At 69.9% G+C, this 25,521-nt stretch carries 22 protein-coding genes; 16 read left to right on the top strand and 6 right to left on the bottom strand.

Features of this window, described 5'->3' with window-relative positions; genetic code table 11:
- Positions 1–45 precede the first annotated feature (45 nt).
- From MTY59_RS04275 to MTY59_RS04265, 3 genes are read left to right on the top strand one after another with little or no spacing between them, the layout of a single operon-like run.
- The gene (locus MTY59_RS04275) at positions 46–1,191 is read left to right on the top strand and encodes an LLM class flavin-dependent oxidoreductase (RefSeq protein ID WP_221044569.1); all 1,146 of its coding nucleotides are present in this window, start codon (positions 46–48) and stop codon (positions 1,189–1,191) included.
- A 5-nt stretch (positions 1,192–1,196) separates the two neighbouring features.
- Positions 1,197–2,546, top strand: a complete 1,350-nt coding sequence (locus tag MTY59_RS04270) for an MFS transporter (protein ID WP_221044568.1) — start codon at positions 1,197–1,199, stop codon at positions 2,544–2,546.
- 56 nt (positions 2,547–2,602) lie between these two features.
- A complete protein-coding gene (locus MTY59_RS04265) occupies positions 2,603–3,961 on the top strand; it encodes an amino acid permease (RefSeq protein WP_221044567.1) in 1,359 nt (452 codons plus the stop codon).
- Positions 3,962–3,973: 12 nt separating this feature from the next.
- Here MTY59_RS04265 and car read toward each other — a convergent pair whose 3' ends face one another.
- Positions 3,974–7,540 (bottom strand): carboxylic acid reductase, encoded by a 3,567-nt coding sequence (gene car / locus MTY59_RS04260; RefSeq protein ID WP_221044566.1) that lies wholly within the window; start codon positions 7,538–7,540, stop codon positions 3,974–3,976.
- A gap of 170 nt (positions 7,541–7,710) precedes the next feature.
- Complete coding sequence (locus tag MTY59_RS04255; protein WP_221044565.1) at positions 7,711–8,106, bottom strand: nitroreductase family deazaflavin-dependent oxidoreductase; 396 nt, start codon at positions 8,104–8,106, stop codon at positions 7,711–7,713.
- A gap of 180 nt (positions 8,107–8,286) precedes the next feature.
- On the opposite strand from MTY59_RS04255, the gene hemL reads away from it, so the two are divergent.
- The 7 genes from hemL (at position 8,287) to MTY59_RS04220 (ending at position 15,758) form a co-directional block, all read left to right on the top strand.
- Positions 8,287–9,636: a glutamate-1-semialdehyde 2,1-aminomutase gene (gene hemL, locus MTY59_RS04250; RefSeq protein WP_221044564.1), complete on the top strand. Its 1,350-nt coding sequence runs from the start codon at positions 8,287–8,289 to the stop codon at positions 9,634–9,636.
- Positions 9,636–10,244 carry a histidine phosphatase family protein gene (locus MTY59_RS04245; RefSeq protein ID WP_221044563.1) on the top strand — a complete coding sequence of 203 codons (609 nt, stop codon included), beginning with the start codon at positions 9,636–9,638 and terminating at the stop codon, positions 10,242–10,244. The genes hemL and MTY59_RS04245 overlap by 1 nt, the downstream gene beginning before the upstream one ends.
- Before the next feature lie 70 nt (positions 10,245–10,314).
- Positions 10,315–10,929, top strand: a complete 615-nt coding sequence (locus tag MTY59_RS04240) for a TlpA disulfide reductase family protein (protein WP_221046249.1) — start codon at positions 10,315–10,317, stop codon at positions 10,927–10,929.
- A 16-nt stretch (positions 10,930–10,945) separates the two neighbouring features.
- Positions 10,946–11,725: a cytochrome c biogenesis CcdA family protein gene (locus tag MTY59_RS04235; RefSeq protein WP_221044562.1), complete on the top strand. Its 780-nt coding sequence runs from the start codon at positions 10,946–10,948 to the stop codon at positions 11,723–11,725.
- 47 nt (positions 11,726–11,772) lie between these two features.
- Positions 11,773–13,401, top strand: coding sequence for a cytochrome c biogenesis protein ResB (locus tag MTY59_RS04230; RefSeq protein ID WP_250160839.1), 1,629 nt, complete (start codon positions 11,773–11,775; stop codon positions 13,399–13,401).
- Positions 13,398–14,381 carry a c-type cytochrome biogenesis protein CcsB gene (gene ccsB, locus MTY59_RS04225; protein ID WP_221044560.1) on the top strand — a complete coding sequence of 328 codons (984 nt, stop codon included), beginning with the start codon at positions 13,398–13,400 and terminating at the stop codon, positions 14,379–14,381. Before MTY59_RS04230 ends, ccsB begins: the two co-directional genes overlap by 4 nt.
- Before the next feature lie 63 nt (positions 14,382–14,444).
- On the top strand, positions 14,445–15,758 hold the full coding sequence (locus MTY59_RS04220) for a MinD/ParA family ATP-binding protein (protein WP_221044559.1): 1,314 nt from the start codon (positions 14,445–14,447) through the stop codon (positions 15,756–15,758).
- 171 nt (positions 15,759–15,929) lie between these two features.
- Here MTY59_RS04220 and MTY59_RS04215 read toward each other — a convergent pair whose 3' ends face one another.
- Positions 15,930–16,091: a hypothetical protein gene (locus MTY59_RS04215; protein WP_085977768.1), complete on the bottom strand. Its 162-nt coding sequence runs from the start codon at positions 16,089–16,091 to the stop codon at positions 15,930–15,932.
- Between the two features lie 46 nt (positions 16,092–16,137).
- Between MTY59_RS04215 and MTY59_RS04210 the strand changes: the two genes are divergently transcribed.
- Positions 16,138–16,533, top strand: a complete 396-nt coding sequence (locus MTY59_RS04210; protein WP_221044558.1) for a DUF4229 domain-containing protein — start codon at positions 16,138–16,140, stop codon at positions 16,531–16,533.
- Here the strand turns inward: MTY59_RS04210 and MTY59_RS04205 are convergent.
- Positions 16,530–17,537: a beta-ketoacyl-ACP synthase III gene (locus MTY59_RS04205; protein WP_221044557.1), complete on the bottom strand. Its 1,008-nt coding sequence runs from the start codon at positions 17,535–17,537 to the stop codon at positions 16,530–16,532. The two genes, MTY59_RS04210 and MTY59_RS04205, sit on opposite strands and share 4 nt — an antisense overlap.
- Before the next feature lie 97 nt (positions 17,538–17,634).
- A complete protein-coding gene (locus MTY59_RS04200; protein WP_221044556.1) occupies positions 17,635–18,507 on the bottom strand; it encodes a 1,4-dihydroxy-2-naphthoate polyprenyltransferase in 873 nt (290 codons plus the stop codon).
- 84 nt (positions 18,508–18,591) lie between these two features.
- Between MTY59_RS04200 and MTY59_RS04195 the strand changes: the two genes are divergently transcribed.
- Positions 18,592–19,368 (top strand): S-methyl-5'-thioadenosine phosphorylase, encoded by a 777-nt coding sequence (locus MTY59_RS04195; RefSeq protein WP_250160713.1) that lies wholly within the window; start codon positions 18,592–18,594, stop codon positions 19,366–19,368.
- Entirely contained in the window at positions 19,365–20,393 is a 1,029-nt protein-coding gene (locus MTY59_RS04190; RefSeq protein WP_221044554.1) for an NAD-dependent epimerase/dehydratase family protein, read from the top strand. Before MTY59_RS04195 ends, MTY59_RS04190 begins: the two co-directional genes overlap by 4 nt.
- Here the strand turns inward: MTY59_RS04190 and MTY59_RS04185 are convergent.
- Positions 20,390–22,111: a DUF7937 domain-containing protein gene (locus tag MTY59_RS04185; RefSeq protein ID WP_221044553.1), complete on the bottom strand. Its 1,722-nt coding sequence runs from the start codon at positions 22,109–22,111 to the stop codon at positions 20,390–20,392. The two genes, MTY59_RS04190 and MTY59_RS04185, sit on opposite strands and share 4 nt — an antisense overlap.
- A 310-nt stretch (positions 22,112–22,421) precedes the next feature.
- On the opposite strand from MTY59_RS04185, the gene MTY59_RS04180 reads away from it, so the two are divergent.
- Genes MTY59_RS04180 through MTY59_RS04170 form a run of 3 tightly spaced genes read left to right on the top strand, consistent with a single transcriptional unit; the run spans position 22,422 to position 25,491 of the window.
- Positions 22,422–24,170 carry a DUF7159 family protein gene (locus tag MTY59_RS04180; RefSeq protein WP_221044552.1) on the top strand — a complete coding sequence of 583 codons (1,749 nt, stop codon included), beginning with the start codon at positions 22,422–22,424 and terminating at the stop codon, positions 24,168–24,170.
- A gap of 2 nt (positions 24,171–24,172) precedes the next feature.
- Entirely contained in the window at positions 24,173–24,832 is a 660-nt protein-coding gene (locus MTY59_RS04175) for a glycosyltransferase family 2 protein (protein ID WP_221044551.1), read from the top strand.
- A complete protein-coding gene (locus tag MTY59_RS04170) occupies positions 24,829–25,491 on the top strand; it encodes a TIGR04282 family arsenosugar biosynthesis glycosyltransferase (protein ID WP_221044550.1) in 663 nt (220 codons plus the stop codon). Before MTY59_RS04175 ends, MTY59_RS04170 begins: the two co-directional genes overlap by 4 nt.
- The last annotated feature ends 30 nt before the right edge of the window (positions 25,492–25,521 follow it).

The following is a 25,521-nucleotide window of genomic DNA, read 5'->3' as shown; positions in this document are numbered from 1 at the left end:
GAGTCCCTGTGCACAGGGCAAAGCGGAGCGAAAAAGGATTGTGAATTGAGTCTCGCGTTTCATTGGTTTCTGCCGACCTACGGCGATTCGCGGAATCTGGTCGCGGGCGGACACGGCACGGCGATGTCGGGCGACCGGCCGGCCACGCTGAAGTATCTGCACCAAATCTGCACGGCCGCCGAGGACAACGGTTTCGAAGCCGTCCTCACGCCCACCGGATTGTGGTGCGAGGACGCATGGTTGACGACAGCAATGCTGGTCGAATCGACCGAGACGCTGAAGTTCTTGGTTGCGTTCCGTCCCGGGATGCTGAGTCCGACCCTGGCCGCGCAGATGGCCGGCACGTTCCAGCGGCACTCGGAGGGACGGCTGCTGCTCAATGTCGTCACCGGCGGCGAACCGCACGAGCAACGGGCCTACGGGGACTTCCTGGACAAGGAGGCGCGCTACGCCCGCACCGCCGAATTTCTGCACGTGGTACGCGAGCTGTGGACCGCCAGGGAGCCGGTTACCTTTGCAGGAGAGCACATTCAGGTCGAGGATGCCCAGCTGAACAATCCTCCCGACCCGGTCCCGGCGGTGTTCTTCGGCGGGTCTTCGGCAGCGGCCGGTCCGGTGGCGGCCAAGCACTCCGACGTGTATCTCACCTGGGGCGAGCCGCTGACCGCGGTCGCCAAGAAGCTCGACTGGGTCCGCGGACTGGCCGTCGATGCCGGCCGGATCCTGCAGTACGGCTTGCGGATTCACGTGATCAGCCGTGACACGGCCGCCGAGGCGTGGGCCGAGGCCGACCGGTTGCTGGCCGCGATCGACCCGGCGGACGTCGAGCGGGTGCAGGCCAGCCTGGCGCGCAGCGAGTCCGAAGGCCAGCGCCGCATGCTGGACCTGCACGGCGGCAACAGCAGCAAACTGCTGGTCGCCCCCAACCTGTGGGCCGGGGTGGGCCTGGTTCGCGGGGGAGCGGGCACCGCCCTGGTCGGGTCGCACGCTGAGGTCGCCGAGCGGCTGGCCGAATACGCCAAATTGGGCATCAGCCACTTCATCTTGTCGGGATATCCGCACCTGGAAGAGGCCTACTGGTTCGGTGAGGGCGTCCTGCCGCTGCTCGAGCGGATGGGCTTGTGGCGGCACCCCAACCGCCAATCGCACCCGGCAGCGGCGACGCCGTTCGCGGTCGCCTCGGCGCACTGACGGCCATGGCAGCGACCTTGCCCGCCCCGGTTCCCGACGCCGGGATGCTGCCCGGTGCGGCCGACGAATCCTCCGGGCGCCGGCGCCGGCGGTTGCGCATAGTCGTCGCGGCGAGTCTGCTGGGCACCACGGTCGAGTGGTACGACTTCTTCCTGTACGCCACCGCGGCCGGCCTGGTCTTCAACAAGGTGTTCTTCCCCAACGAGAGTTCTTTGGTGGGAACACTATTGGCGTTCGCGACCTTCGCCGTCGGGTTCGTCATGCGGCCCATCGACGGGCTGGTGTTCGGCCACATCGGCGACCGGATCGGTCGCAAGCGCAGCCTGGCGCTGACCATGCTCATCATGGGCGGGGCGACGGCGCTGATCGGGGTGTTGCCGACGGCCGCGCAAGTCGGGGCGTGGGCGCCGGTGCTGCTGCTCGTTCTGCGGGTACTGCAGGGTTTCGCGCTCGGCGGCGAGTGGGGCGGGGCGGTACTGCTGGCCGTCGAACACAGCCCCGGCGACCGGCGCGGGCGTTTCGGGGCGATCCCGCAGATCGGTTTGGCGCTGGGCCTGGCCCTGGGCACCGGCATATTCGCTTTCCTGCAAGTCGTTTTGGGGCCGGCCCGGTTCCTCTCCTACGGCTGGCGCATCGGCTTCCTGCTGAGCCTGCTGCTGGTCGTGATCGGCATCGTGGTCCGGTTGCGGGTCGACGAGACACCGGCGTTCCGTGAATTGCAGGACTTGCAGGCCGCGTCCACCGTGCCGATCCGCGACATCGCCCGCGAGCCGCGGTCGCGGCGCAACACCGTGCTGGGCCTGCTGTCGCGGTGGGCGGAGGGCTCGGCATTCAACACCTGGGGCGTTTTCGCCATCAGTTACGCCACCGGCGCCCTGGGACTGAACCGGGTGTCGGTGCTGGTGGTGGTGACGATTGCCGCGCTGGTGATGGCGGTGCTGTTGCCGGTGTCGGGTCGACTGACCGAGCGCTTCGGTGCGCGGCGGGTGTATCTGGCCGGCATCGCCTGCTACGGCCTGGCGGCTTTTCCGGCGTTCGCCCTGTTCGGCACCAAGGACCTGGTGTGGTTCGGTCTGGCGATGATCGTCGTGTTCGGCGCGGTGCACGCGCTGTTCTACGGCGCACAGGGCACGCTGTACTCCGCGCTGTATCCCACGAACACCCGCTACACGGGACTGTCCTTCGTCTACCAGGTCTCGGGCATCTACGCCTCCGGGGTCACCCCGATGATCTTGACCGCGCTGATCGCGGCGCTCGGCGGTGCGCCGTGGCTGGCGTGCGGATATCTGGTCGCCACGGCGGTCATCAGCGTGATCGCCACGGCCCTGATCCGCGATAGCGACCTGTATCTGTAGCCGACGCCGCTTGGCATCCGGGTCACCGATGTGCTGTGGTACAAGCGTGGTTCGGAATGGCTAGCAATCCACAACTGCGCCAAGGCCTGTCGCAGCGGCAGCTGAGCATGATCGCCCTCGGCGGCGTGATCGGCGCCGGCCTGTTCGTCGGGTCCGGCGTGGTGATCAAGGACACCGGCCCGGCCGCGTTCCTCACCTACGCCCTCTGCGGCCTGCTCATCGTCCTGGTGATGCGGATGCTGGGCGAGATGGCGGCCGCCAACCCGTCGACCGGATCGTTCGCCGACTATGCGGCCAAGGCCTTGGGCGGCTGGGCGGGATTCTCGGTCGCCTGGCTGTATTGGTACTTCTGGGTGATCGTGGTGGGCTTCGAGGCGGTCGCCGGCGGCAAGGTGCTCAACTACTGGTTCCATGCGCCGCTGTGGCTGCTGTCGCTGTGCCTGATGCTGTTGATGACCGCGACCAATCTGTTCTCGGTGTCGTCCTTCGGCGAATTCGAATTCTGGTTCGCCGGAATCAAAGTCGCGACGATCGTGATCTTTCTGGTCGTGGGGACGGCGTACGTCGTGGGATTGGTGCCGGGTCATCACGGCGGTCTGGCCAATCTGGGATCGCACGGCGGATTCTTTCCGCACGGGGTCGGCGCGGTGTTCGCCGCCATCGTGGTGGTGATCTTCTCCATGGTGGGCGCCGAGATCGTCACCGTCGCCGCCGCCGAAAGCCGCGACCCCGAGCTCGCGGTCCAGAAGGCGACCCGGTCGGTCGTGGCCCGCATCGGGATCTTCTTCGTCGGTTCGGTGTTCCTGCTCGTGGTGCTGTTGCCCTGGGACTCCGTCGAACTCGGCTCCTCGCCGTATGTGGCCGCGCTCAAACACATGGGGCTTTCCGGCGCCGATCAGGTGATGAACGCCGTCGTCCTGACCGCGGTGCTGTCCTGCCTCAATTCCGGTCTCTACACCGCGTCGCGGATGCTGTTCGTGCTCGCCGAGCGGGGTGAGGCGCCGACGCGGTTGGTCAAACTGAGCGGACGCGGCGTTCCGCACTCCGCGATCTTGTGTTCGTCGGCGGTCGGGTTCGGATGCGTCATCATGGCGCGGGTCGCACCGAACACGGTGTTCCTCTTCCTGCTCAACTCGTCGGGCGCCATCATCCTGTTCGTCTATTGGCTGATCGCCCTATCGCAGATCATCCTGCGCCGCCGGACACCCGCGGAAAAGCTGACGGTGAAGATGTGGTTCTTCCCGGTGCTGTCGATACTCACGCTGACCGGTATCACCGCCGTGCTGGTGCAAATGGCGTTCGACCACACGGCGCGCAGCCAGCTATCGCTGAGCCTGCTGTCCTGGGCGGTGGTGATCGGGCTGTACTTTCTCGCGCGATCGCGCGGCCGCGTCGGCGCGGTCTCCGCAGACTAGGTCTCTTCCGGCTTATCCCGCGTGCGCCCCGGTGCGCGTCCTCAGCAGGCCGAGCCGCTGCAGATCGGTGACGTATTTGTCGATCAGGGCCTCCGTCACGTGCGGGACGTCCTTGTCGCTGCCGATACCCGCGGATTGCACTGCGGCCCGGAACTTTTCGGCGGGCATGCCGGTACCGTGCGTCGGCTCACCGGGCTTCGCATAGGCGCTCATCAGCGGCAGCAGGGAGCTCTTGCGCTGCTTCTCCGGTAGCGCCTTCATCGCCTCGATGAATCGGGCCAACCATTGCCGGTAGTCGTCGATGCGCTCGATCTTGTGCCCGTCGGCGATGAGCCAGTCGACGAATGTGTCCAGGGAGACGCCGTCGTCGTGGGTGTTGAGCACGTTGTAGGTGTGGTAGCCCTGCCGGGCGCGGGCCCCGAGGGTGGTGATCGCCTCGGCGGTGAAATCGGCTGGCAGCCCGTCGTAATGGCCGCGCTGCGGATTGCCGGAAGCATCGAGCTGATAGAACGAGCGCGGCGCGATCCCGGTGGCCACCAGGCTCAGGATCAGGCGGGTGAACATGTCGGGCACGTTGAGCTGGCCGGCGAAGTTGCTGTGCGCCAGGATCATGTCGGACCGGAACACCGCCACCGGCACCCCGCATAGGTCGTGGGCCTCCCTCAACAGCACCTCGCCCACCCATTTGCTCGTGGCGTAGCCGCTGGCATACGACTCGTCGAGGGACCGCGACGGGCTGGCCGAACGCACGTCGACGTCCTCGCCGATGAAGCTGCCGTCCGGCAGCGTGGTCACCGCGACGGTGGAGATGTAGTTGATCGGCTTGAGCCGCTTGGTGATTGCGAGTTTGATGATCTCGGCGGTGCCCACCACGTTGGGCCCGAACAGCTGGCTGTAGGGCAGCACGTGGTTGACCAGGGCGGCCGAATGCACGACGAGGTCGACCGACTCGGCGAGGCGTTGGTAGGTGGGCGTGTCCAGGCCGAGGTTGGGCGCTCCCACGTCGCCGACGAGGACCCGCAGATGCGCGTCGGCCAATCGCCGGAAGCGCTCGGACAGTTCGGCGTCACCGCTGTCGATCGCGGCCTCGATGCGCTGACGCCCGGCGGTCGGGTCGGCGCCGCGGGCCAGGCAGATCACCGTGCCACCTTCGGGGGCCAGGCGTTCCAGCCAATCCAGGCACAGGAAGCGCCCCAGATAGCCGTTGGCTCCGGTCAGCAGCACGGTGTTGATCGTGCCGGTCGCGGCGGGCAGCCGGGGTGCGGCGGCCAACGTCTCGGCGTCGATGAAGTTGTCCAGCGTCAGGTCGGCGGCGCGGGCCACCGGGGCGCCGCGGCCGTGCACCGACGCGAACGTCGGCCGCGTCGACACCGAGGTACGTTCTCCGTCAACGAAATTCGCGATGGTGGACAGGTCCGCGGTCGGGCTGACGATGGTTTGCACCGGCACATCGATGTGGAAGATCTCCGACAGCAGTGTGGCGAAGGAGAACGCGGACAGCGAATCACCGCCGAGCTCAATGAATTTCGCGTCAGCGCGCAGCGTGGTGTCCGCCGGGAGGCCCAGGGTGGCCGCGGCCGCGCGCCGGACCGTGTCGATGGTGGGCAGCTCGGTGCTGGCGGCGCGCAGCTCGCCGAGTTGGTTACCGTGGCTGGCCTCGATTTCGTCGTACATGGCATCGAGGCGTTCACCGTAGTGGGCCTTGAGGGCGGGGCGCAGCAGCTTGCCGACCCCGGACAGCAGCCCGTTGTCCCGGGTGAAACGTTGTGACTCCAGCAGGAAGTCGCGCGGGATCTCGTACGGATGAAGGTGGTTGTCGGCGGCGATCCGCTGCAGCGAGTCGGCGATCAGGGCGTGCGCATCCCCGTCGCCCACCGCGTCACTGTTCGGCACGATCACCGCGAGCAGGAACGGCTGCTCGCTGCTGCCGTAGAGAAAGATCTGCCGGATGTACGGGCTGGTCGAAAAGGTCGCCTCCAACTGGGAGACCGCAACGAATTCACCCTGCGAGAGTTTGATCACGTTGTTGCTGCGGTCCAGATACACCAGGTGATCGGGCCCCAGCTCGGCCATGATGTCGCCGGTCTTGTAGAACCCCTCGTCGTCGAAGATCTTCTCCGACAGCTCGGGGTGCTTGAAATAGCCGGGAATCACGTTGCTGGCCTTGAGGTGTAGCTCGCCGCGCGGATAGGGCTTGTCGGTGGTGAGGTAGCCCAATTCGGGGACGTCGACCAGTTTGTAGTCGGTGACCGGCGGGCGTCTGATCCGGCCGCTGCGCATGATCCCGCCGCCGGTCTCGGTGGCGCCATAGCCGTCGGCCACCGGGATGTCGAGCAGCGACTCCATGAAGGCGTGCATCTGCTTGGACAGCGGGGCGCTGCCGCACATCCCCGATAGCACTCGTCCGCCGACGAAGTCTTGCCGCAGTTCGGCTTTCACGGCGTCGTCGAGCTGCTCGCCGGAGAGCTCATCGCCGGAGCGCTGGTCGAGCTCCTTGCGGTAGCGCCGATAGAACATGTCGCACACCCGGGGAACGAGGTTCAGGGCCGTGGGCCGGACCAGGCCGATGTCGTCGAACAGGGTGGACATGTCACTCTTGGCGGCGAAGTAGCCGATGCCCCCGGAGGACAGGGTGGCGATCAGCCACTCCAGCCCGTACACGTGCGACAGCGGCATGTATTGCAGGTGGATCGCCGGGATCGGCCTGCCGATGTCTACGGAGGGACTGTGCGGTCGCTGCCAGGTCCGGGTCATCATGTCGGTTGTGTACATCGCCCCCTTCGGGGCGCCGGTGCTACCTGAGGTGTAAATCAGTGTGGCCAACGGGTTTTCGCCATCCGCCGGGACGAACGCGGGCGGCGGTGGGAGCCGGCGGCCCGACTCGAGCTCGGTGGACAGCGACACCACCTCGGCGCGGTGGCCGGCGTCGCGTAGCCGCGCGCGGGCGTCGTCGTAGTGGCGCCGCTGCTCGTCGTCCTCGCTGGTGTAGTCGAACACCACCAGGCGCTCGACTGACGGCGCGGCGGCGACGACATCGACTGCGGTGCTCAATGACTCGACGCTCACGGCAAGAACGCGCGGCGCCGTCTCGGCGACGATCGGGCCGAGCTGGGTCGCGGTGGAACTGGTCTGCAGCGGCACGAACACCGCACCCAGCCGGATGCATGCGAGGTAGTGCACGACGTAGTCGATGCTGGTGAAGCCCAGGACCCCGACGAAGTCGCCCGGACTGAAGCCACCGGGCAGACCGGACTGCCACGCGGCGGCCAGCGCCGCGACCCGCTCGCCCAGCTCGCGGTAGGTGATGGTGTCGAACCCGGACAGCAGTGTCGTCGCCGCTGCGCCGGTCGACGCATCCCGCACCACCTCGCAGGCGCGCTGCCCCAGCGCGGGCCGGTCGGCATAACCGCTCAGATAGGTGTCGACGACCTCGGCCAGCCGCAGACCGGGGCGGTGCGCGGCGTCGGTCACCTCCGGCAATGTCGCGGCGGCCCGAAACTGCGGATCGTTGGCATAAAGCTGCTCGACGCGCTCGGCAATTCGCTGCTCGCGGTCCGAGTCGGTGACGGTCTCAGTCATCGGCGGACTCCTCTCCTCGCGGCGTGTGCCGTATACCCGTCCTGGCTGTGCCCAGTCAGCTCCATTGCCTTTCGATCGCTTTGACCACCGCATTGGCGGGCCCGCCGCGGCGGCCGCGGTCCAGGCCGACCGCCCGCTCGACGATCGCCGTGATCCGCATCACCCGGTGGTCAGGGCGTCCGCGTGAGCAACACCGCTTGCTCGAACGGAATCCTCGCGAAAATCCTTCGCACGCCGGGCGTTACGTACGCCGCCGCCTCGTCCTTGGCGACCACGCGCGGATCGGCGATGCCGAATTCCTTGCCCTTGCTGCGCAGCCGCCCGCCTCCCGCGGCCTTCAGATTCTTCAGCCAATCCCGGTCGGGCCCGTAGCTCAGCAGGATGGCCACCCCGGGTTTGCCTTCGACATCGGTGGTGAACACGTTGACCGGTGTACGGTACGGCTTGCCCGAGCGCCGCCCGACATGCTCGACGATCCCAAACGACGGGAGCCAGCCGGCCCACATCCGCTGAATCGGGTTGGTGACGTGACGGTTGAACCGGGCAAGTCCTTGTGGGAGTCGCATACCGCTATCCAACTCGCAGGCACCGGGCCAGACAACCCGGCGTGGCGCAGCAATGGCGTCTCGTGGCAGAGGCGGCAGGACGCCGAATAACCCGGGCGCCGGGTCCGCGCCACCCCCTTTTAGCACGTTCTGCTACACCCTGTAGTTGAATGGCCCGCGCGGGCTGGGACACTAGTCCTCATGGGAAGCAGTGATCAGGCGACCGCGCACGCCACCGGGGCCCCGCGGGCCACGGCGGCCTCGGCGCGGTTGTTCGAGGATGCCTGCGCCGTCATTCCCGGTGGGGTGAACTCGCCGGTCCGCGCGTTCAGCGCGGTGGGCGGGACGCCGCCGTTCATCACCGAGGCGCGCGGGTGCCGGCTGACCGACGCCGACGGCAATCAGTACGTGGACCTGGTCTGCTCGTGGGGCCCGATGATCCTGGGTCACGCGCACCCGGCCGTCGTGGAGGCCGTCGCCAAGGCCGCCGCCTCGGGTCTGTCGTTCGGGGCGCCCACGCCGGCCGAGAGCGAGCTGGCCGCCGAAATGATCGGGCGGGTGGCGCCGGTCGAGCGGATCCGGCTGGTCAACTCCGGCACCGAGGCGACCATGAGCGCGGTGCGGCTGGCCCGCGGCTTCACCGGCCGCGCGAAGGTGATCAAGTTCTCCGGCTGCTACCACGGCCATGTCGACGCGTTGCTCGCCGACGCGGGCTCCGGGGTGGCGACGCTGGGCCTGCCGTCCTCGCCGGGAGTCACCGGCGCGACGGCGGCCGACACGATCGTGTTGCCCTACAACGACCTCGACGGCGTGCGACAGAGCTTCGCCCGGTTCGGCGACCAGATCGCGGCGGTGATCACCGAGGCCAGCCCCGGCAACATGGGCGTGGTCCCACCCGCACCCGGCTACAACGCGGCGCTGCGCGCGATCACCGCCGAGCACGGCGCGCTGCTGATCATCGACGAGGTGATGACCGGCTTCCGGGTCAGCCGAAGTGGTTGGTACGGAATCGATCCCGTCGAGGCCGACCTGTTCACCTTCGGCAAGGTGATGAGCGGGGGCCTGCCGGCCGCCGCGTTCGGCGGGCGGGCCGAGGTGATGGAACGGCTGGCGCCGCTGGGGCCGGTGTATCAGGCCGGCACGCTGTCGGGTAACCCGGTGGCGATGGCGGCCGGGCTGGCCACGTTGCGCAACGCCGACGCCGCGGCCTACGCCACACTGGATGCCAACGCCGATCGCCTGGCCGGGCTGTTCTCCGAGGCACTCACGAATGCCGGTGTGGCGCATCAGCTTCCGCGGGCCGGCAACATGCTGAGCGTGTTCTTCTCCGAAACCCCGGTGACGGACTTCGCGTCCGCGCGGGCCACCCAGACCTGGCGGTATCCGCCGTTCTTCCATGCGCTGCTGGACGCGGGCGTCTACCCGCCGTGCAGCGCCTTCGAGGCGTGGTTCGTCTCCTCCGCGCTCGACGACAACGCGTTCGACCGGATCGCCGGCGCCCTGCCCGCCGCGGCCAGGGCCGCCGCGCGGGCCGAGGAAGGGAAGTCTTGATGGCCGAGCGCACCCGGGTGCACGTCGTGCGGCACGGCGAGGTCTACAACCCGAGCGGCATCCTGTACGGGCGGCTGCCCGGATTTCACCTGTCCGACAACGGCCGCGCCCAGGCGGCCGCGGTGGCCGACGCGCTGGCTCACCGCGACATCGTCGCGGTGATCGCCTCGCCGCTGGAACGGGCCCAGGAGACCGCCGCGCCCATCGCCGCCAAGCACGGTTTGGCCGTGGACACCGACCCAGACCTGATCGAATCGGCCAACTTCTTCCAAGGCAAACGGGTCAGCCCGGGCGACGGCGCCTGGCGCGACCCTCGGGTGTGGTGGCAACTGCGCAACCCGTTCCGGCCGTCCTGGGGTGAGCCGTACGCCGAGATCGCGGCCCGGATGCAGACGGCCGTGGATAAGGCCCGCGCCCGCGGCGCCGGCCACGAGGTGGTGTGCGTCAGCCACCAACTCCCGGTCTGGACGCTGCGGCTGCACGTGACCGGCCGGCGACTGTGGCACGACCCGCGGCGGCGGGAGTGCGGGCTCGCGTCGGTGACGACCCTGGTCTACGACGGCGACCGGTTGGCCGACGTCGAGTACAGCGAACCGGCGGCGCGTTGATCGCGCGCCGACGACGATGCAGAGCGAAGCGATGAGGAGGAGTGGCGCCTTGACCGCGCGACGACAGGCGATGGCCGGGGCCGTGCTGGCGGCACTGCTCCCCGGCCTGCTTGGCTGCTCCTCCGGGCACGACGCCGTCGCGCAGGGCGGCACCTTCGAATTCGTCTCGCCCGGCGGCAAGACCGATATCTACTACGACCCGCCGTCCAGCCGCGGCCGCCCCGGCCCGCTGGCCGGACCCGACCTGGCCGACCCCGCGCACACGCTGTCGCTGGACGACCCGATCTTCGCCGGCCGGGTCGTGGTCATCAACATCTGGGGGCAGTGGTGCGGGCCGTGCCGGGCCGAGGTCACCCAGCTGCAGCAGGTGTACGACGCCACCCGCGGCGCCGGGGTGTCCTTCCTGGGCATCGACGTCCGGGACAACAACCGGCAGGCCGCGCTGGACTTCGTCAACGACCGCCAGGTGACGTTCCCGTCCATCTACGACCCGGCGATGCGCACCCTCATCGCGTTCGGCGGCAAATACCCCACCACCGTGATCCCGTCCACCCTCGTCCTGGACCGCCGGCACCGCGTCGCCGCGGTCTTCTTGCGCGAACTGCTGGCGGCCGACCTGCAGCCGGTGGTGCAGCGACTGGCCGGCGAGGGCTCGCCGACCCCGGCCGGCAAGGCGGCACCGTGACGGGCCTGGAACCGCGATGACCGGATTCACCCAGATCGCCGCCGCCGGACCGCTCCTGGTCGCGCTCGGTGCGTGCCTGCTGGCGGGGCTGGTGTCGTTCGCCTCGCCGTGCGTGGTGCCGCTGGTGCCCGGCTACCTGTCGTACCTGGCCGCCGTCGTCGGCGTGGACGAACAGCCACCGGAAGGCGCGATTAAGGCCCCGCCGGGCGCCCGCTGGCGGGTCGCGGGATCCGCGGCGTTGTTCGTCGCCGGATTCACCACCGTGTTCGTGCTCGGCACCGTCGCCGTCCTGGGCATGACGACCACGCTGATCACCAACCAACTGCTGCTGCAGCGGGCCGGGGGAGTGCTGACCATCGTGATGGGGCTGGTATTCGTCGGCCTCATCCCGGCCCTGCAACGGCAGGCCCGGTTCAGCCCGCGGCAGCTGAGCACGGTCGCTGGCGCGCCGGTGCTGGGCGCGGTGTTCGCGCTGGGCTGGACGCCGTGCCTGGGACCGACGCTGGCCGGCGTGATCACCGTCGCCTCGGCCACCGACGGCGCCAGCGTGGCGCGCGGAATCGTGCTGGTGATCGCCTACTGCCTGGGCCTGGGCATCCCGTTCGTGCTGCTGGCGTTCGGCTCGGCGGGCGCGGTGGGGGGCCTGGGCTGGCTGCGCCGGCACACCCGGGCCATCCAGATCTTCGGCGGCGTCCTGCTGATCACGGTCGGCGCGCTGCTGGTCACCGGGGTGTGGAACGACTTCATCTCCTGGCTGCGCGACGCGTTCGTGTCCGACGTGAGGTTGCCGATTTGAGGCACCTTTTCGCATGGAGCCGCAACACCTGGCGCGCGCTGACCTCGATGGGCACCGCGCTGGTGCTGTTGTTCCTGCTCGCACTCGGCGCGATACCGGGGGCGCTGCTGCCGCAGCGCAACCTCAACGCCGGCAAGGTCGACGACTATCTGAAGGCCCACCGGGTGATCGGGCCGTGGCTGGATCGGTTGCAGGCCTTCAACGTGTTCTCCAGCTTCTGGTTCACCGCCATCTACGTGCTGCTGTTCGTGTCGCTGGTCGGCTGCCTCACCCCGCGGATGATCGAGCACTTCCGCAGCCTGCGGTCCACCCCGGTGCCCGCCCCGCGCAACCTGTCCCGGCTGCCCAAGTACGCCAGTCACCAGGTTCAGGCCGGGCCCGACGAGCTGAACGCCCTGGCCAACACGCTGGCCGGACGGCTGCGCGGCTGGCGCACCGCCATCCGGCACCAGGACGGCACCGAGCCGGCCGGTGCCGAGGTCGCCGAGGTGTCCGCCGAGAAGGGCTACCTGCGCGAGTTCGGCAACATCGTCTTCCACTTCTCGCTGCTGGGCCTGCTGGTCGCGGTCGCCGTCGGCAAGCTGTTCGGCTACGAGGGCAACGTCATCGTCATCGCCGACGGCGGACCCGGCTTCTGCTCGGCCTCACCTGCCGCGTTCGACTCATTTCGGGCCGGCAACACCGTCGACGGCACCTCGCTGCACCCGCTGTGCATCCGGGTCGACGACTTCGCGGCGCACTATCTGCCGTCGGGGCAGGCCACCTCGTTCGCCGCGAACATCGACTACCAGTCCGGCCGGGACCTGACCGCCAACACCTGGCGGCCCTACCGGCTGGAGGTCAACCACCCGCTGCGGCTCGCCGGCGACCGGGTGTACCTGCAGGGCCACGGCTACGCGCCCAGCTTCAGCGTCACCTACCCGGACGGGCAGATCCGGACCGCGACCGTGCAATGGCGACCCGACAACCCGCAGACCCTGCTCTCGTCGGGTGTGGTGCGCATCGACCCGCCCGCCGGCAGCTACCCCAACGCCGCGGAGCGCCGCAACCACGAGATCGCCATCCAGGGTCTGCTGGCCCCGACCGAGCAGCTCGAAGGCACGCTGTTGTCCTCGCGCTTCCCGGCGCTCGACGCCCCCGCGGTGGCCGTCGACATCTACCGCGGCGACACCGGGCTGGACACCGGGCGGCCCCAGTCGCTATTCACCCTGGACCCCCGCCTGATCGAGCAGCACCGGCTGACCAAGGAGAAGCGGGTCAACCTGCGTGCGGGCCAGTCGGTCCGGATCGATCAGGGTCCCGCGGCCGGCACCGTGATCCGCTTCGACGGCGCCGTCCCGTTCGTCAACCTGCAGGTCTCGCACGACCCAGGTCAAACCTGGGTGCTCTTCTTCGCGATCACGATGATGGGCGGTCTGGTGGTGTCGCTGCTGGTGCGCCGCCGCCGGGTGTGGGTCCGTCTGACGCCGGACGCCGGCGGGTCGCCCGGTACGGTGAACGTCGAACTGGGTGGCCTGGCGCGCACCGACAACTCGGGTTGGGGCGACGAGTTCGAGCGAATCTCCGAGCGGCTGTTGACCGGCCTCGGCGCCGCTCGCGCCGAGACACCCACCGCGTCGGACGGCGACGCGACGGCCGCAGCGTCCAAGAGGAGTCCTGAGGTGGACGTCAAATGAATACGGTGCACGTCAACATCGAGCTGGCGCGCTACTCCGACTGGGCGTTCACGTCGGCGGTGGTGGCCCTCGTCATCGCGCTGCTGCTGCTGGCCTTCGAGCTGGCCTACGCAGGCGGGCGCCGGGCGGATCAGCGCGCCCGGGTGCCGGCCGGTGCCGTCAGCGCCGACTCCGTAACCCCCGGCGTCGTGGAAGAGGCGACCGGCCGCCCGGTCGACGAGCGCGTCGGCCGTGCCGGGCTGTCCGTGGTGTACCTGGGCATCGGGCTGCTGCTGGCCTGCCTGGTGCTGCGCGGCCTGGCCACCCTGCGGGTGCCCTGGGGCAACATGTACGAATTCATCAACCTGACCTGCCTGTGCGGGTTGATCGCCGGGGCGGTCGTGCTGCGCCGCCCGCAATACCGCCCGCTGTGGGTATTCCTGCTGCTGCCGGTCCTGATCCTGCTCACGGTGTCCGGGCGCTGGCTCTACACCAACGCCGCGCCGGTGATGCCCGCGCTGCAGTCCTACTGGCTGCCCATCCACGTGTCGGTGGTCAGCTTGGGATCGGGCGTCTTCCTGGTCGCCGGCATCGCCAGCATCCTGTTCCTGCTGCGGACGTCGCCGCTGGGAGACCCCGACCGCACCGAGCACAGCGCGTTGAGCCGGCTGGTCCAGCGGTTCCCCGACGCGCAGACCCTCGACCGCATCGCGTATCGCACGACGATTTTTGCCTTTCCGGTGTTCGGTTTCGGAGTAATTTTCGGTGCCATCTGGGCCGAAGAGGCCTGGGGCAGATATTGGGGCTGGGATCCCAAAGAGACTGTGTCATTTGTCGCCTGGGTGATCTACGCCGCATATCTGCACGCCAGGTCGACGGCGGGATGGCGGGACAGGAAAGCCGCCTGGATCAATGTCGCAGGGTTTGTGGCCATGGTGTTCAATTTGTTCTTCGTTAACCTGGTCACTGTGGGTCTGCATTCTTATGCGGGCGTCGGGTGACGGTGCACAACCGGCCCGATTAATGGACGACATGCCGAATAACGCACAACAAGGGGGAGTGCAGTGACCGAGCATCCGACGACGGGCGTGGGGTCGCCCGAACAACCGACCACGCAAATACCTCCACAGACAGCGTCGGCGCCGGACCAGCAGGAGGGCGCGGAGCCGAAGGCCCAGTCGGGCGGCGACGACGCACCGACCCGCGCCTTCGCCGGATTCCGCACCGAACGACGCGTTCCCGGACCCGAGCGCCAGCAGGCCGTGCCGCCCACGGCGCCCAGGCCGGGTGGCATGCCGCCGTGGGACCCCACGCCGATGACCGGCATCCCGCGGGTCGACCCGACCGCGTACGGCGCCTACTACGACCGTCAGGACGCGCCGCCCACCCAGGTCCAGGGCCCCCCGCCGCAGCGGCCGGAGCACCTGCCGCACACGCCGTACCCGGAGCTGTCCACCGGCATGCTGCTGCGGCCGGTCGCCCCGCCGCCGTCGGACGGCTGGCGGCTGCTGCTGTTCAAGCTGTCCGGTGGCCTGATCAATTTGGGTGAGAGCCCGCGGGCCACCCGGTACAACAACCTGGTCGCCCAGGTGAACCGGCCCCTGCGGGGTTCCTACCGGGTCGCCTTCCTGTCGCTCAAGGGCGGCGTCGGCAAGACCACGATCGCCGCGACGCTGGGCGCCACCTTCGCCTCCATCCGCGGTGATCGGGTGGTGGCCGTGGACGCCAACCCCGACCGCGGCACGCTGAGCCAGAAGATTCCGCTGGAGACGGCGGCCACGGTGCGCCAGCTGCTGCACGACGCCGGCACCATCGAGCGCTACAGCGACGTGCGCCGCTACACGTCCAAGGGCCCCAGCGGTCTGGAGGTGCTGTCCTCCGAAACGGACCCCGGCATCTCGGACGCGTTCAGCGCCGAGGACTACGTGCGGATCCTGGACATCCTGGAACGGTTTTACGGCCTGGTGCTCACCGACTGCGGGCCCGGCCTGCTGCACTCGGTGATGAGCTCGGTGCTGGACAAGGCCGACGCCCTTGTCGTGGTCAGCTCGGCATCCATCGACGGCGCGCGCAGCGCCTCGGCGACGCTGGACTGGCTGGACGCGCACGGCCACGAGGACCTGGTGCGCAATTCCATCGCGGTGATCAACGGGGTGAAGCCTCGACCGGGCAAGGTCGACATGAACAAGGTGATCGACCACTTCTCCCGGCGCTGCCGCGCGGTTCAGCTGGTGCCGTTCGACCCGCACCTGGAAGAGGGCGCCGAGATCGAACTGGACCGGTTGCGCCGCGGGACGCGCGAAGCGCTCACCGAGTTGGCCGCAATCGTCGCCGACGGGTTCCCCGGCGACCAGCACAACCCGGGAGTGCTCGGCTAGTTCCAGCGGCGGTCGCAAGCGCGGCGAAGCCGGGCGCAGCGGGCCGCCGCGATCGAGCTAGAGCGGCGGTCGCAAGCGCGGCGAAGCCGGGCGCAGCGGGCCGCCGCGATCGAGCTAGGGCTGCGGTCGCAAGCGCGGCGAAGCCGGGCGCAGCGGGCCGCCGCGGTCGAGCTAGCGCGGGTTGTTGTCGCCATGACCCAACCGCCGCAAGAAATCTGGATCGTCGTCGGGTCCGATGACGCGGGTCTTCGGCCGGTGGGCCTGCGACCGCGCCGCACGCCAGCCGACATAGATCAGCGTCCCCAAAATCACGACGAGCAGCAGGTAGAGCACCAAACACCTCCTTGGGGCGAATATACCCGCGCCGTAGGCTCAGGCTGTGTCACAAGAAGCTAGCGACGACAGCACCGGCAGCACGCAGAACCCGGCCGATGCCGAGGGCACGGCGCAACCGGCCGGAAACCGCGTCGCCGTCCACGTTGCCGCGTACATGGCGGCGCGGCTGCTGCTGGCGGTGGTGCTCACCGGCGTGATCTACGGCGTAGCGCGCCTGGCGGGCATCACGCAGTTCCCGATCGTGGTGGCCGTGCTGTTCGCCCTGATCATCGCGATGCCGCTGGGCATCTGGGTGTTCGCCCCGCTGCGCCGCCGGGCCACCGCTGCGCTCGCGATCGCCGGGGAGCGGCGGCGCCGGGAGCGCGAACTGCTCCAGGCCCGACTGCACGGGGACGCCGCGCCCGACGAGGACGGCGACCAAGGATCAGGGCGCGATTAGCCGTTCGGCAGCCGGACGACCTGGGCGGCATAGCTCAGGCCCGCGCCGTAACCGAGCAGCAGGGCCAGGTCGCCGGCCTTGGCCGCGCCGGTCGCCAGCACTTCGGCCATCGCCAGGGGGATGGACGCGGCCGAGGTGTTTCCGGTGTGCTCGATGTCGTTGGCGACGACCGCATCCGGGCGCAGATCGAGGCTCTTGGCCAGCACCTCGTTGATCCGGCTGTTGGCCTGGTGCGGCAAGAACACGTCGATCTCGTCGGGCCGGACGCCCGCCGCATCCATCGCCTGCCGGCCGACCTTGCCCATCTCGAATGCCGCCCACCGAAACACCGCGCTGCCTTCGAGCCTCAGGTACGGGCGCTCGCCGGTGCGGTTGTCCAGGAAGTCGATCCACTCGATGTCCTGGCGGATGGCCCTGGCCTGCGCGCCGTCGCTGCCCCAGACGGTGGGTCCGATGCCCTGGTCGGGTGCCTCGCCCACCACCACCCCGGCCGCGCCGTCGGCGAAGATGAAGCAGTTGCTCCGGTCCTGCATGTCCACGGTGCAGGACAGCTTCTCCGAACCGAGCACCAACACCTTGGCCGCCGTCCCGCCGCGAATCATGTCGGCCGCGACGCCCAGCGCGTAGCCGAAGCCCGCGCAGCCGGCCGAGACGTCGAACGCGGGCACGCCGGTGGCACCCAACGCCGTCGCGACCGCGGGCGCGCACGGGGGGGTCTGGGTGAAATGCGTGCTGGTGGCGACGAGGACGCAATCGATGTCGGATGGCTCGAGGGAGGCCTTGGCGATCGCCTCCTGCCCAGCCGTGGTCGCCATCGAGGTGACGGATTCGTCGCGCCTGGCGAATCGGCGGGTCTTGATCCCGGTCCGCGAATAGATCCACTCGTCGGACGAGTCGATGTTCTCGCACAGCTCGTCGTTAGTGACCACCCGTTCGGGCCGGTATGACCCCACGCTGAGCAAGCCGATGTTCGTGGGCCCGCTGGTCGCGGCAATCTGCTTCATTGCGGTCCTTCGCTATCGCCGAGCCGACGCAAAGCTACCCCAATCGGGGTGCCCCCGGAGGCCTTTGCCTGCACTATAGGTAACCCACGCCCGGCCCTTAGGTAGCCAGCGCCAACGCCGCGGCCACCGCGACCGCCCACACCACCATCGCCAGCCCGGTATCGCGCAGCACCGGGATCAGTTCCGGGCCGCCGCGGCCCGATCGCACCGGGGTCGCCGCGCGCAGGGCCAGCGGCGCGGCCACCAATCCGGCGGCACACCACGGGGTCGCCACCATCAGCACCAGGGTCAGCAGCCCGGCGGTCCCCAGCAGCGCCTGGTACAGGATCCGGGTGCGCGCGTCGCCCAGCCGCACCGCCAGCGTGACCTTCCCCGAGCGCGCGTCGGTCGGGATGTCCCGCAGGTTGTTGGCCACCAGCACCGACGACGACAGCGCCCCGATCGACACCGCCAGCACCAGGCCCACCCAGTCCACCCGCAGCGCCTGGGTGTACTGGGTGCCCAGCACCGCGACGAGCCCGAAGAACAGGAACACCGCAACCTCGCCAAAACCGGCGTACCCGTAGGGTTTCGACCCGCCGGTGTAGAGCCACGCCCCGGCGATGCAGGCCGCTCCGACCGCGATCAGCCACGGCGCGCTGAACAGGGCCAGCGCGAGCCCGGCGAGCGCGCCGACGGTCAGGCTGGCGACCGCGGCGGTCAGCACCGCCCGCGGCGCCGCCAGCCGCGACCCGACCAGGCGCACCGGGCCGGCCCGGTCGTCGTCGGTGCCGCGGATGCCGTCGGAGTAGTCGTTGGCGTAGTTGACGCCGATGGTCAGCGCGAGCGCGACGGCCAGCGCCAGCAGCGCCTTCCACCACACCGCGGAATGCAGCCACGCGGCCGCACCGGTCCCCGCAACAACGGGCGCCACCGCGTTGGGCAACGTCCGCGGCCGCGCACCGGAAACCCACTGCCCGAAATTGGCCACACGAACATCCTGCCAGGATGCGGGCCGTCAATCCCCGGGCCCCGCACCCGCGATCACCCCGGCGGCATGCACCACAATGGTCGGATGCTCGGAGTCATCGGCGGCAGCGGCTTCTACACCTTCTTCGGATCCGACTCCCGCGACGTCGCCGTCGACACCCCGTACGGGCCGCCGAGCGCCCCGGTCACCGTCGGTGCCGTCGGCGACCACGAGGTGGCCTTCCTGCCCCGCCACGGCGCCGGGCACGAATTCTCCGCGCACACCGTGCCGTATCGCGCCAACATGTGGGCGCTGCGCAAGCTCGGCGTGCGGCGAGTGCTCGCGCCGTGCGCGGTCGGCAGCCTCACGCCCGAATTCGGACCGGGCACCGTCGTGGTGCCCGACCAACTCGTCGACCGCACCCGGGGCCGCGCCGACACCTACTTCGACTCCGGCGGCATCCACGTCGACTTCGCCGACCCCTACTGCCCGACGCTGCGTGAGGCGGTGACCGGCCTGCCCGACGTGGTCGACGGCGGCACCATGGTGGTGATCCAGGGGCCACGCTTTTCCACCCGCGCCGAGAGCCGGTGGTTCGCCTCCGCCGGGTTCTCGCTGGTCAACATGACCGGCTACCCGGAGGCCGCACTCGCTCGCGAGCTCGAAATATGTTATGCCGCAATCGCTTTGGTGACCGACCTGGATGCCGGTGTGAGCGTCGGGGAGGGCGTGAAGACCGTCGACGTGTTCGCCGAATTCGAGAAGAACATCAAAGTGTTCAAAACGCTGGTCGGCCAGGCCATCGGCCGGATCGCCGCCGACCGCACCTGCACGCACTGCCTGCCGCACGCCGGAGTCACCCTGCCCATCGAGCTGCCATGAGGGTGCTGCTGACCGGGGCGGCCGGCTTCATCGGTTCGCGGGTGGACGCCGCGCTGCGGGCCGCGGGTCACGAGGTGGTCGCCGTCGACGCGCTGCTGGCCGCCGCGCACGGCCCAAACCCGGTGCTGCCGAAGGGATGTCACCGCATCGACGTGCGCGATGCCGATGCGCTGGCCCCGCTGCTTGCCGGTGTGGACGTGGTGTGCCATCAGGCGGCGATGGTGGGTGCGGGTGTGGACGCCGCCGATGCCCCCGCCTACGGCGGCCACAACGACCTGGCCACCACGGTCCTGCTGGCGCAGATGTTCGCCGCCGGGGTGCGGCGCCTGGTGCTGGCCTCGTCGATGGTGGTGTACGGGCAGGGGCGCTATCACTGCGAACGACATGGGCCGGTGGATCCGCTGCCGCGGCGCCGCGCGGATCTCGATGCCGGAATCTTCGAGCACCGGTGCCCGGCCGGCGGGGAGGAACTGCAGTGGCGCATGGTCGATGAGGACGCCTGCCTGCGGCCCCGAAGCCTTTACGCCGCCAGCAAAACCGCCCAGGAGCATTACGCGCTGGCCTGGTCGGAGGCCACGGGTGGTTCGGTGGCGGCGCTGCGCTACCACAACGTCTACGGCCCCGGCATGCCGCGCGACACCCCCTACTCCGGGGTGGCGGCGATCTTCCGGTCGGCGCTGGAAAAGGGCGATCCGCCAAAGGTTTTCGAGGACGGCGGGCAGATGCGCGACTTCGTCCACGTCGACGACGTGGCCGCCGCCAACGTCACGGCGACACAGTGGAGCGAGGGCTTCACCGCGGTCAATGTGTGCTCGGGACAACCCATTTCGATTGCGGAGGTGGCCGGCGCGCTGTGCGACGCGCGCGGCGCTTCGTTGTCCCCGGTGGTCACCGGGCAGTACCGCAACGGCGACGTGCGCCACATCGTCGCCGACCCGTCGCGGGCCGCCGAGGTGCTAGGTTTCCGCGCCGCCGTCGCACCCGGCGACGGGTTGCGCGAGTTCGCGTTCGCGCCCCTTCGCTAACCCTCTGGGGGGCGGTAGATCTGCGGCTTCTGCGCGGGCATCTGGCGCGTGCCGGAGTCGTCGCCGCGGAAGATCCGGGGCGCATTGGCCAGCGGCGGTATCTCCGTGGTGGGCGGTTCGTTGTCCCCGCCGGGAACGCCGGCCGGGATGCGGGTGGTCGCCGCGGCCGACGGGCCCGCGCCCTGGCCCACCGGGACCCGGGTGGTGGTTGCCGCCGCATTGGCCGCGGCGGCGCGCCGGCGGGCGGCGCGACGGGCCAGCCGTCGGCCGCTCAGATGTCCGGTGACGATGGCCGCCACCAGGATGCCCAGGGCCAGGCCGCACAGCGTCACGTCGAAGGTGCTGGTGATCTGCTGGGCCAGGTTGTTGCCGTAGACCGGATGCAGCGCAGGCGAATTGGGCGAGTCTTCGAATCGCGGCGCCAGCTCCAGGCCGACAACGACGCGGGCGACGGACAGCGTGGCGACCAGCCCGCACAGCGACGTGACCATTCTCGCCGAGAGGGTGGCCAGCCTGCGGCGCAGCCAGATCGCCAGCACCGCGGTGGCCAGATCGAACGCGGCCAGCACGATGCTGGAGTACCGCGAGAACGGGTAGTTCAGGATTACGCCGACGACGAGGTCGGTGATCCGCATCGCCACCGACCCGACGGACCAAACGGCGATGAGCAGCAAGCCATTTCGGGTCGTCCCGCGCCACGCGGACTCCTCCGTCGGCAAGGCGTTCCGGTGACCGAACAGGGCCCGCGGCGCGAACAGCGCCGCGCCGGCCGCCCACGCCAGGTAGCCCTCGAACCCGACGCCGGCGGTGGACGTGTTCTGCGCGATGCCGTGGAATGCGTCGATGTCGCGACCGACGGGCAGGAACCACACCAGGACCCCGGCGGCCAGCGTCGACGCGCCGAGCGCGACGGTCGTCAGCCGGCTCTCCCGCGCGCTGCGCAGCAGCCACCGCGGGGCGACCAGCACCGCCACGAGCGCCACCACGCCGTACACCACGGCGGTCGCGATCACGGCGATGTTCTGCTTGCCGAATTCCGCCGCGCCGCCGGTGCTTTGCAGCGCGTACCGCAGCCGCCAGTACAGGTTGAAACCGAAGCTGAGCACCGCCGCGAGCATCGACAGCGAGCCGATGACCCGCGCCGACCTGTGCCACCCGGTGGACTCGTCCCCGGCCGGAATCGGTCCGGCAAGCGCGCCGGCCGGCACCGCCTGGGCGCTCAACAGCGAGCCGGCGATCCCGGCCCAGGCGCCCGGCCCGACACCGCCCGGCACGTTGACGGTGCCACCGAAACGGACGGTTTCGTACGCATCGAACACGACGAAGGCGAGCACCAGCAGCAGGTAGGGGACATTGAGCGCCAGGCGAAGCCGGGCGGCCCGCCCGGGGTTGAACCGCGCGCCGCCCGACCGCCACGAACCGGCGACCACGACCGCGACGACGGCCAGCACCGTCACCGTGATCAACACCCCGAACAGGATCGTGCTGCTGTTCGGAATCCCGACGCCGAAGTAGAGGTTCCACGGCAGAAACACCGCGAGGACCAGCAGCGCCACCGCGGTCAGGTCACCGACGACGTGCCGGTACCGCTTCGCTCCGGCGGCCGCCGGTGCCCCGTCGCCCGTGGCGTGCGGGCGGATGATGCGCGGCGCGGGTGCCTGCTGCGTCTGACCGCGGATGGGACCGGTCGGCGTCTCGTCGCTGCTCTGGCTCACCATGCCCCCCGGGATTCAAGGACGGATATTCTTGGCGCAGTTTCGGGTGTTCGGCAAGGGATTACCCCGCCGAGTGAGATGGACTGCTCACTTGCGAACATATTCTCCGTTCGGATGCCGTGGCAGTGGCTGTGACCGGCTGCTGGGGCGGAGATGATTCCGCGGTGAGGCGTCCTGTCGTTCGAAAAGCTGGTTACGCTGCGCTAGTAGGCGAAGCTTGTCGCCTGAATGATTGATAGTGCCAACGGTATCGCAAGTGTAATGATGCCGGGACATTGCTGGTTGCGGGGTGGCCGGCGTGAGGAGAACCGGGATGGACGTCGTTTTGGGGGTTGCGGTCACCGGACCCGTCGCGCGCTTGGCCCTGGTCGGGTCGGGTGCGCAGGGGGCCGACGTGATCGACCAATCCGTCGTCGACCTCGCTGACAATCCGATCGGGACGCTGACCGAGACGGTGGTCGGCACGAACCGGCTGCTGGCCGGCGAGAACCACCGGCTGGTCGGCACCCGGCTGTGCTGGACCGACCATCCCGCCGCCGACCAGCTGCGGCGGGCGCTGGAGGACTCGGGCGTGCACAACGTCGCGGTGCTCTCCGAATCGCAGGCGGTGGCCGCCCTGATGCGCGCGGCCGGCCGGCCCGGCGCGGCGCTGGTGATGGACGACGCGACCGCGACGCTGTCGATGGTGGGTTCGGACGGTGATCCCGACGCGCCGCCGACCGTGTTGGCCAGCCAGCCGCTGGCGGGTGCTTCGGGCGGCGATGCGACGGCGGCGTTCCACACCATGATGGCGAACCTGAGCGCCCACCCCGACGCCCCGCAGGATGTGTATCTGCTCGGGGCCTCGCCCGATCTGAACCGGGTGGCCGACGAGCTCCGCGACGCGTCGACCATGCGGGTGCGGGTCGCCGAGGATCCCACCTTTGCGCTCGCCCGCGGCGCCGCGATCGCCGCCGCGCCGGCGGCGGTGCTGGGGGCCGGGGGCGCGACGGCCATGGCGCCGGCGATCGGGCTGACCGGCGACGAGACCGCCATGGCCCCGGCGGCTGGGGATGCCACCGCGATGGCGCCGGCGTTCGGGGATGCCACCGCGATGGCGCCGGCGGCGGGGCTCACCGGGGATGAGACCACCGTCGTGCCGGCATCGGAATTCGCCGATCCGAACGCCGAAGAGCACCAACTGGCCTATTCGATGGCCGACGAGGGCGAGCAGTACCCGGGCGAATTCGATGAGTACGACCCCGAATTCGACGACTACGAGTACGGCGACACCGACGAGGAAGTGCCGACGAAGCTGTCGCGGCGATCGCTGGTGATCGGCAACGCCGTCGTCGCCTTCGCGGTCATCGGATTGGCGTCGCTGGCCACCGCGATCGCGGTCGCGGTTGAACCGACCGCTAGCCGGCAGCCGGTGGTGGGCGTCCAGAACGGCACCCCCGGCAAGTTCATGCCGATCCTGCCGAGCCAGCAGCAGGCGCCGCTGCCCCCGCCCCCGCCCGACGCGCCCAACGCCGGATTCCAGGGCGGCACCGTCCCGGCTCCGAACAACGTCCCGGCCCCGCAGCAGGTCGCGCCGCCATCGGGCGGCGGCGTGCCGGCCGGTCCCGCTCCCGCTCCCGAGGCACCGATCAACCCCGGTGTGGTGCCCAATCCCGAACCGGGTTGGGCGCCTCGCCCGAATCCCATTGTGCCGATACCTATTCCGATTCCCATGCCGATCCCGGGGTGGGGGCCGAACCACCCGCCGTACAACCCTCCCTATAACCCTCCGTACAACCCTCCCTATAACCCGCCTTACACGCCGCCGACCACCACGTACCAACCGCCGACGACGACGTATTCGCCTCCGACGACGACGTATTCGCCGCCGAGCACCACGCACCAGCCGCCGACGAGCACCTATTCGCCGCCGAGCACGCGGGAAACCACCCAGGCGCCGCTGCCGACGCACACCCAGCAGACGGTGCCGCCGACGCATTCGCAGCCGATATACCCGCAGCAGCCGGTGTCCCCGCAGCAGCCGATGTACCCGCAGCAGCCACACCCCCACCGCGGGTTCTGAGCGTGCCCGACGCCGGTCTGGTGACGGTGGTCCTGCCCTGCCTCAACGAAGAGGAGTCGCTGCCCGCGGTGCTGGCCGCGATCCCCGCCGGCTACCGGGCGTTGGTGGTGGACAACAACAGCACCGACGACACCGCCGGGGTCGCGAGCCGGCACGGCGCCCGGGTGGTCGCCGAACCGCGGGCCGGATACGGCTCGGCCGTCCACGCGGGTGTGCTGGCCGCGACCACCCCGATCGTGGCGGTCATCGACGCCGACGGCTCGATGGACGTCGGTGATCTCCCCCGGCTGGTCGCCGAGCTCGAGCGGGGCGCCGACCTGGTGATCGGCCGGCGCCGGCCGGTGCCCGGGCTGCACTGGCCGTGGGTGGCCCGGATGGGCACCGTGGTCATGAGCTGGCGACTGCGCACCCGACACGGCCTGCCGGTGCACGACATCGCGCCGATGCGAGTGGCGCGGCGCGACGGGCTGCTGCAGCTGGGCGTCGTCGACCGGCGGTCGGGATATCCGCTGGAATTGCTGGTGCGTGCCGCGGCCGCCGGCTGGCGCGTCGTCGAACTCGACGTCAGCTACGGCCCGCGGACGGGCGGCAAGTCGAAGGTGAGTGGTTCGCTGCGGGGCAGCATCACCGCGATCCTGGACTTCTGGAAGGTGATTTCGTGAAGGCGCTGCCGGTGACCCTGCTGGTGGTCGCCAAGGCGCCCGAGCCGGGCTTGGCCAAGACGCGGCTCGCGGCGGCCGTCGGCGACCGGGTCGCCGCCGAAATCGCCGCCGCCGCACTGCTTGACACGCTCGACGCGGTGGCCGCCGCCCCGGTGGCCGCGCGGGTGGTCGCCCTCACCGGCGACCTGGATGCGGCGGCGAACGCCGCCGAGATCCGGCAGCGACTGGCGTCGTTCACCGTGATCGCCCAGCGCGGTGCGGATTTCGCGGCCCGGCTCGCAAACGCGCACGCCGACGCGGCCGGCGGGTTTGCGGTGCTGCAGATCGGCATGGACACCCCCCAGGTGACTGCGGACCTGTTGGCCGGGTGCGCACGCCGGCTGCTCGAGGCGCAGGCCGTGCTCGGGCCGGCCCGCGACGGGGGCTGGTGGGTGCTCGGCGTGGGGCAGCCCGCGATGGCGCAGTGCCTGCGCACCGTGCCGATGTCCGCACCCGATACCGGCGATCTGACGTTGAAAGCATTGCGCGACAACGGAATTGACGTGGTGACCGTTGAGACGCTGGCCGACGTGGACTTTGTCGACGACGTCGCGACCGTGCGCGACGCCTGCGCACCCACCAGCCGCTTCGCGCGGGCCACCCGCGCGGCCGGCCTCTAGACGATTCTGCCGGCACTGCTCGGGAGTCAG

The sequence above is a fragment of the Mycobacterium senriense genome (assembly GCF_019668465.1).
GTDB lineage: Bacteria > Actinomycetota > Actinomycetes > Mycobacteriales > Mycobacteriaceae > Mycobacterium > Mycobacterium senriense.
This window is presented reverse-complemented; position numbering and strand designations above follow the sequence as displayed.

Coding starts and splice junctions, on each gene's coding strand:
- MTY59_RS04270 (WP_221044568.1), top strand. CDS start 1,197: ATGGCAGCGACCTTGCCCGCCCCGGTTCCCGACGCCGGGATGCTGCCC.
- MTY59_RS04265 (WP_221044567.1), top strand. CDS start 2,603: ATGGCTAGCAATCCACAACTGCGCCAAGGCCTGTCGCAGCGGCAGCTG.
- car (WP_221044566.1), bottom strand. CDS start 7,540: ATGACTGAGACCGTCACCGACTCGGACCGCGAGCAGCGAATTGCCGAG.
- MTY59_RS04255 (WP_221044565.1), bottom strand. CDS start 8,106: ATGCGACTCCCACAAGGACTTGCCCGGTTCAACCGTCACGTCACCAAC.
- hemL (WP_221044564.1), top strand. CDS start 8,287: ATGGGAAGCAGTGATCAGGCGACCGCGCACGCCACCGGGGCCCCGCGG.
- MTY59_RS04245 (WP_221044563.1), top strand. CDS start 9,636: ATGGCCGAGCGCACCCGGGTGCACGTCGTGCGGCACGGCGAGGTCTAC.
- MTY59_RS04240 (WP_221046249.1), top strand. CDS start 10,315: ATGGCCGGGGCCGTGCTGGCGGCACTGCTCCCCGGCCTGCTTGGCTGC.
- MTY59_RS04235 (WP_221044562.1), top strand. CDS start 10,946: ATGACCGGATTCACCCAGATCGCCGCCGCCGGACCGCTCCTGGTCGCG.
- MTY59_RS04230 (WP_250160839.1), top strand. CDS start 11,773: ATGGGCACCGCGCTGGTGCTGTTGTTCCTGCTCGCACTCGGCGCGATA.
- ccsB (WP_221044560.1), top strand. CDS start 13,398: ATGAATACGGTGCACGTCAACATCGAGCTGGCGCGCTACTCCGACTGG.
- MTY59_RS04205 (WP_221044557.1), bottom strand. CDS start 17,537: ATGAAGCAGATTGCCGCGACCAGCGGGCCCACGAACATCGGCTTGCTC.
- MTY59_RS04195 (WP_250160713.1), top strand. CDS start 18,592: ATGCTCGGAGTCATCGGCGGCAGCGGCTTCTACACCTTCTTCGGATCC.
- MTY59_RS04190 (WP_221044554.1), top strand. CDS start 19,365: ATGAGGGTGCTGCTGACCGGGGCGGCCGGCTTCATCGGTTCGCGGGTG.
- MTY59_RS04185 (WP_221044553.1), bottom strand. CDS start 22,111: ATGGTGAGCCAGAGCAGCGACGAGACGCCGACCGGTCCCATCCGCGGT.
- MTY59_RS04180 (WP_221044552.1), top strand. CDS start 22,422: ATGGACGTCGTTTTGGGGGTTGCGGTCACCGGACCCGTCGCGCGCTTG.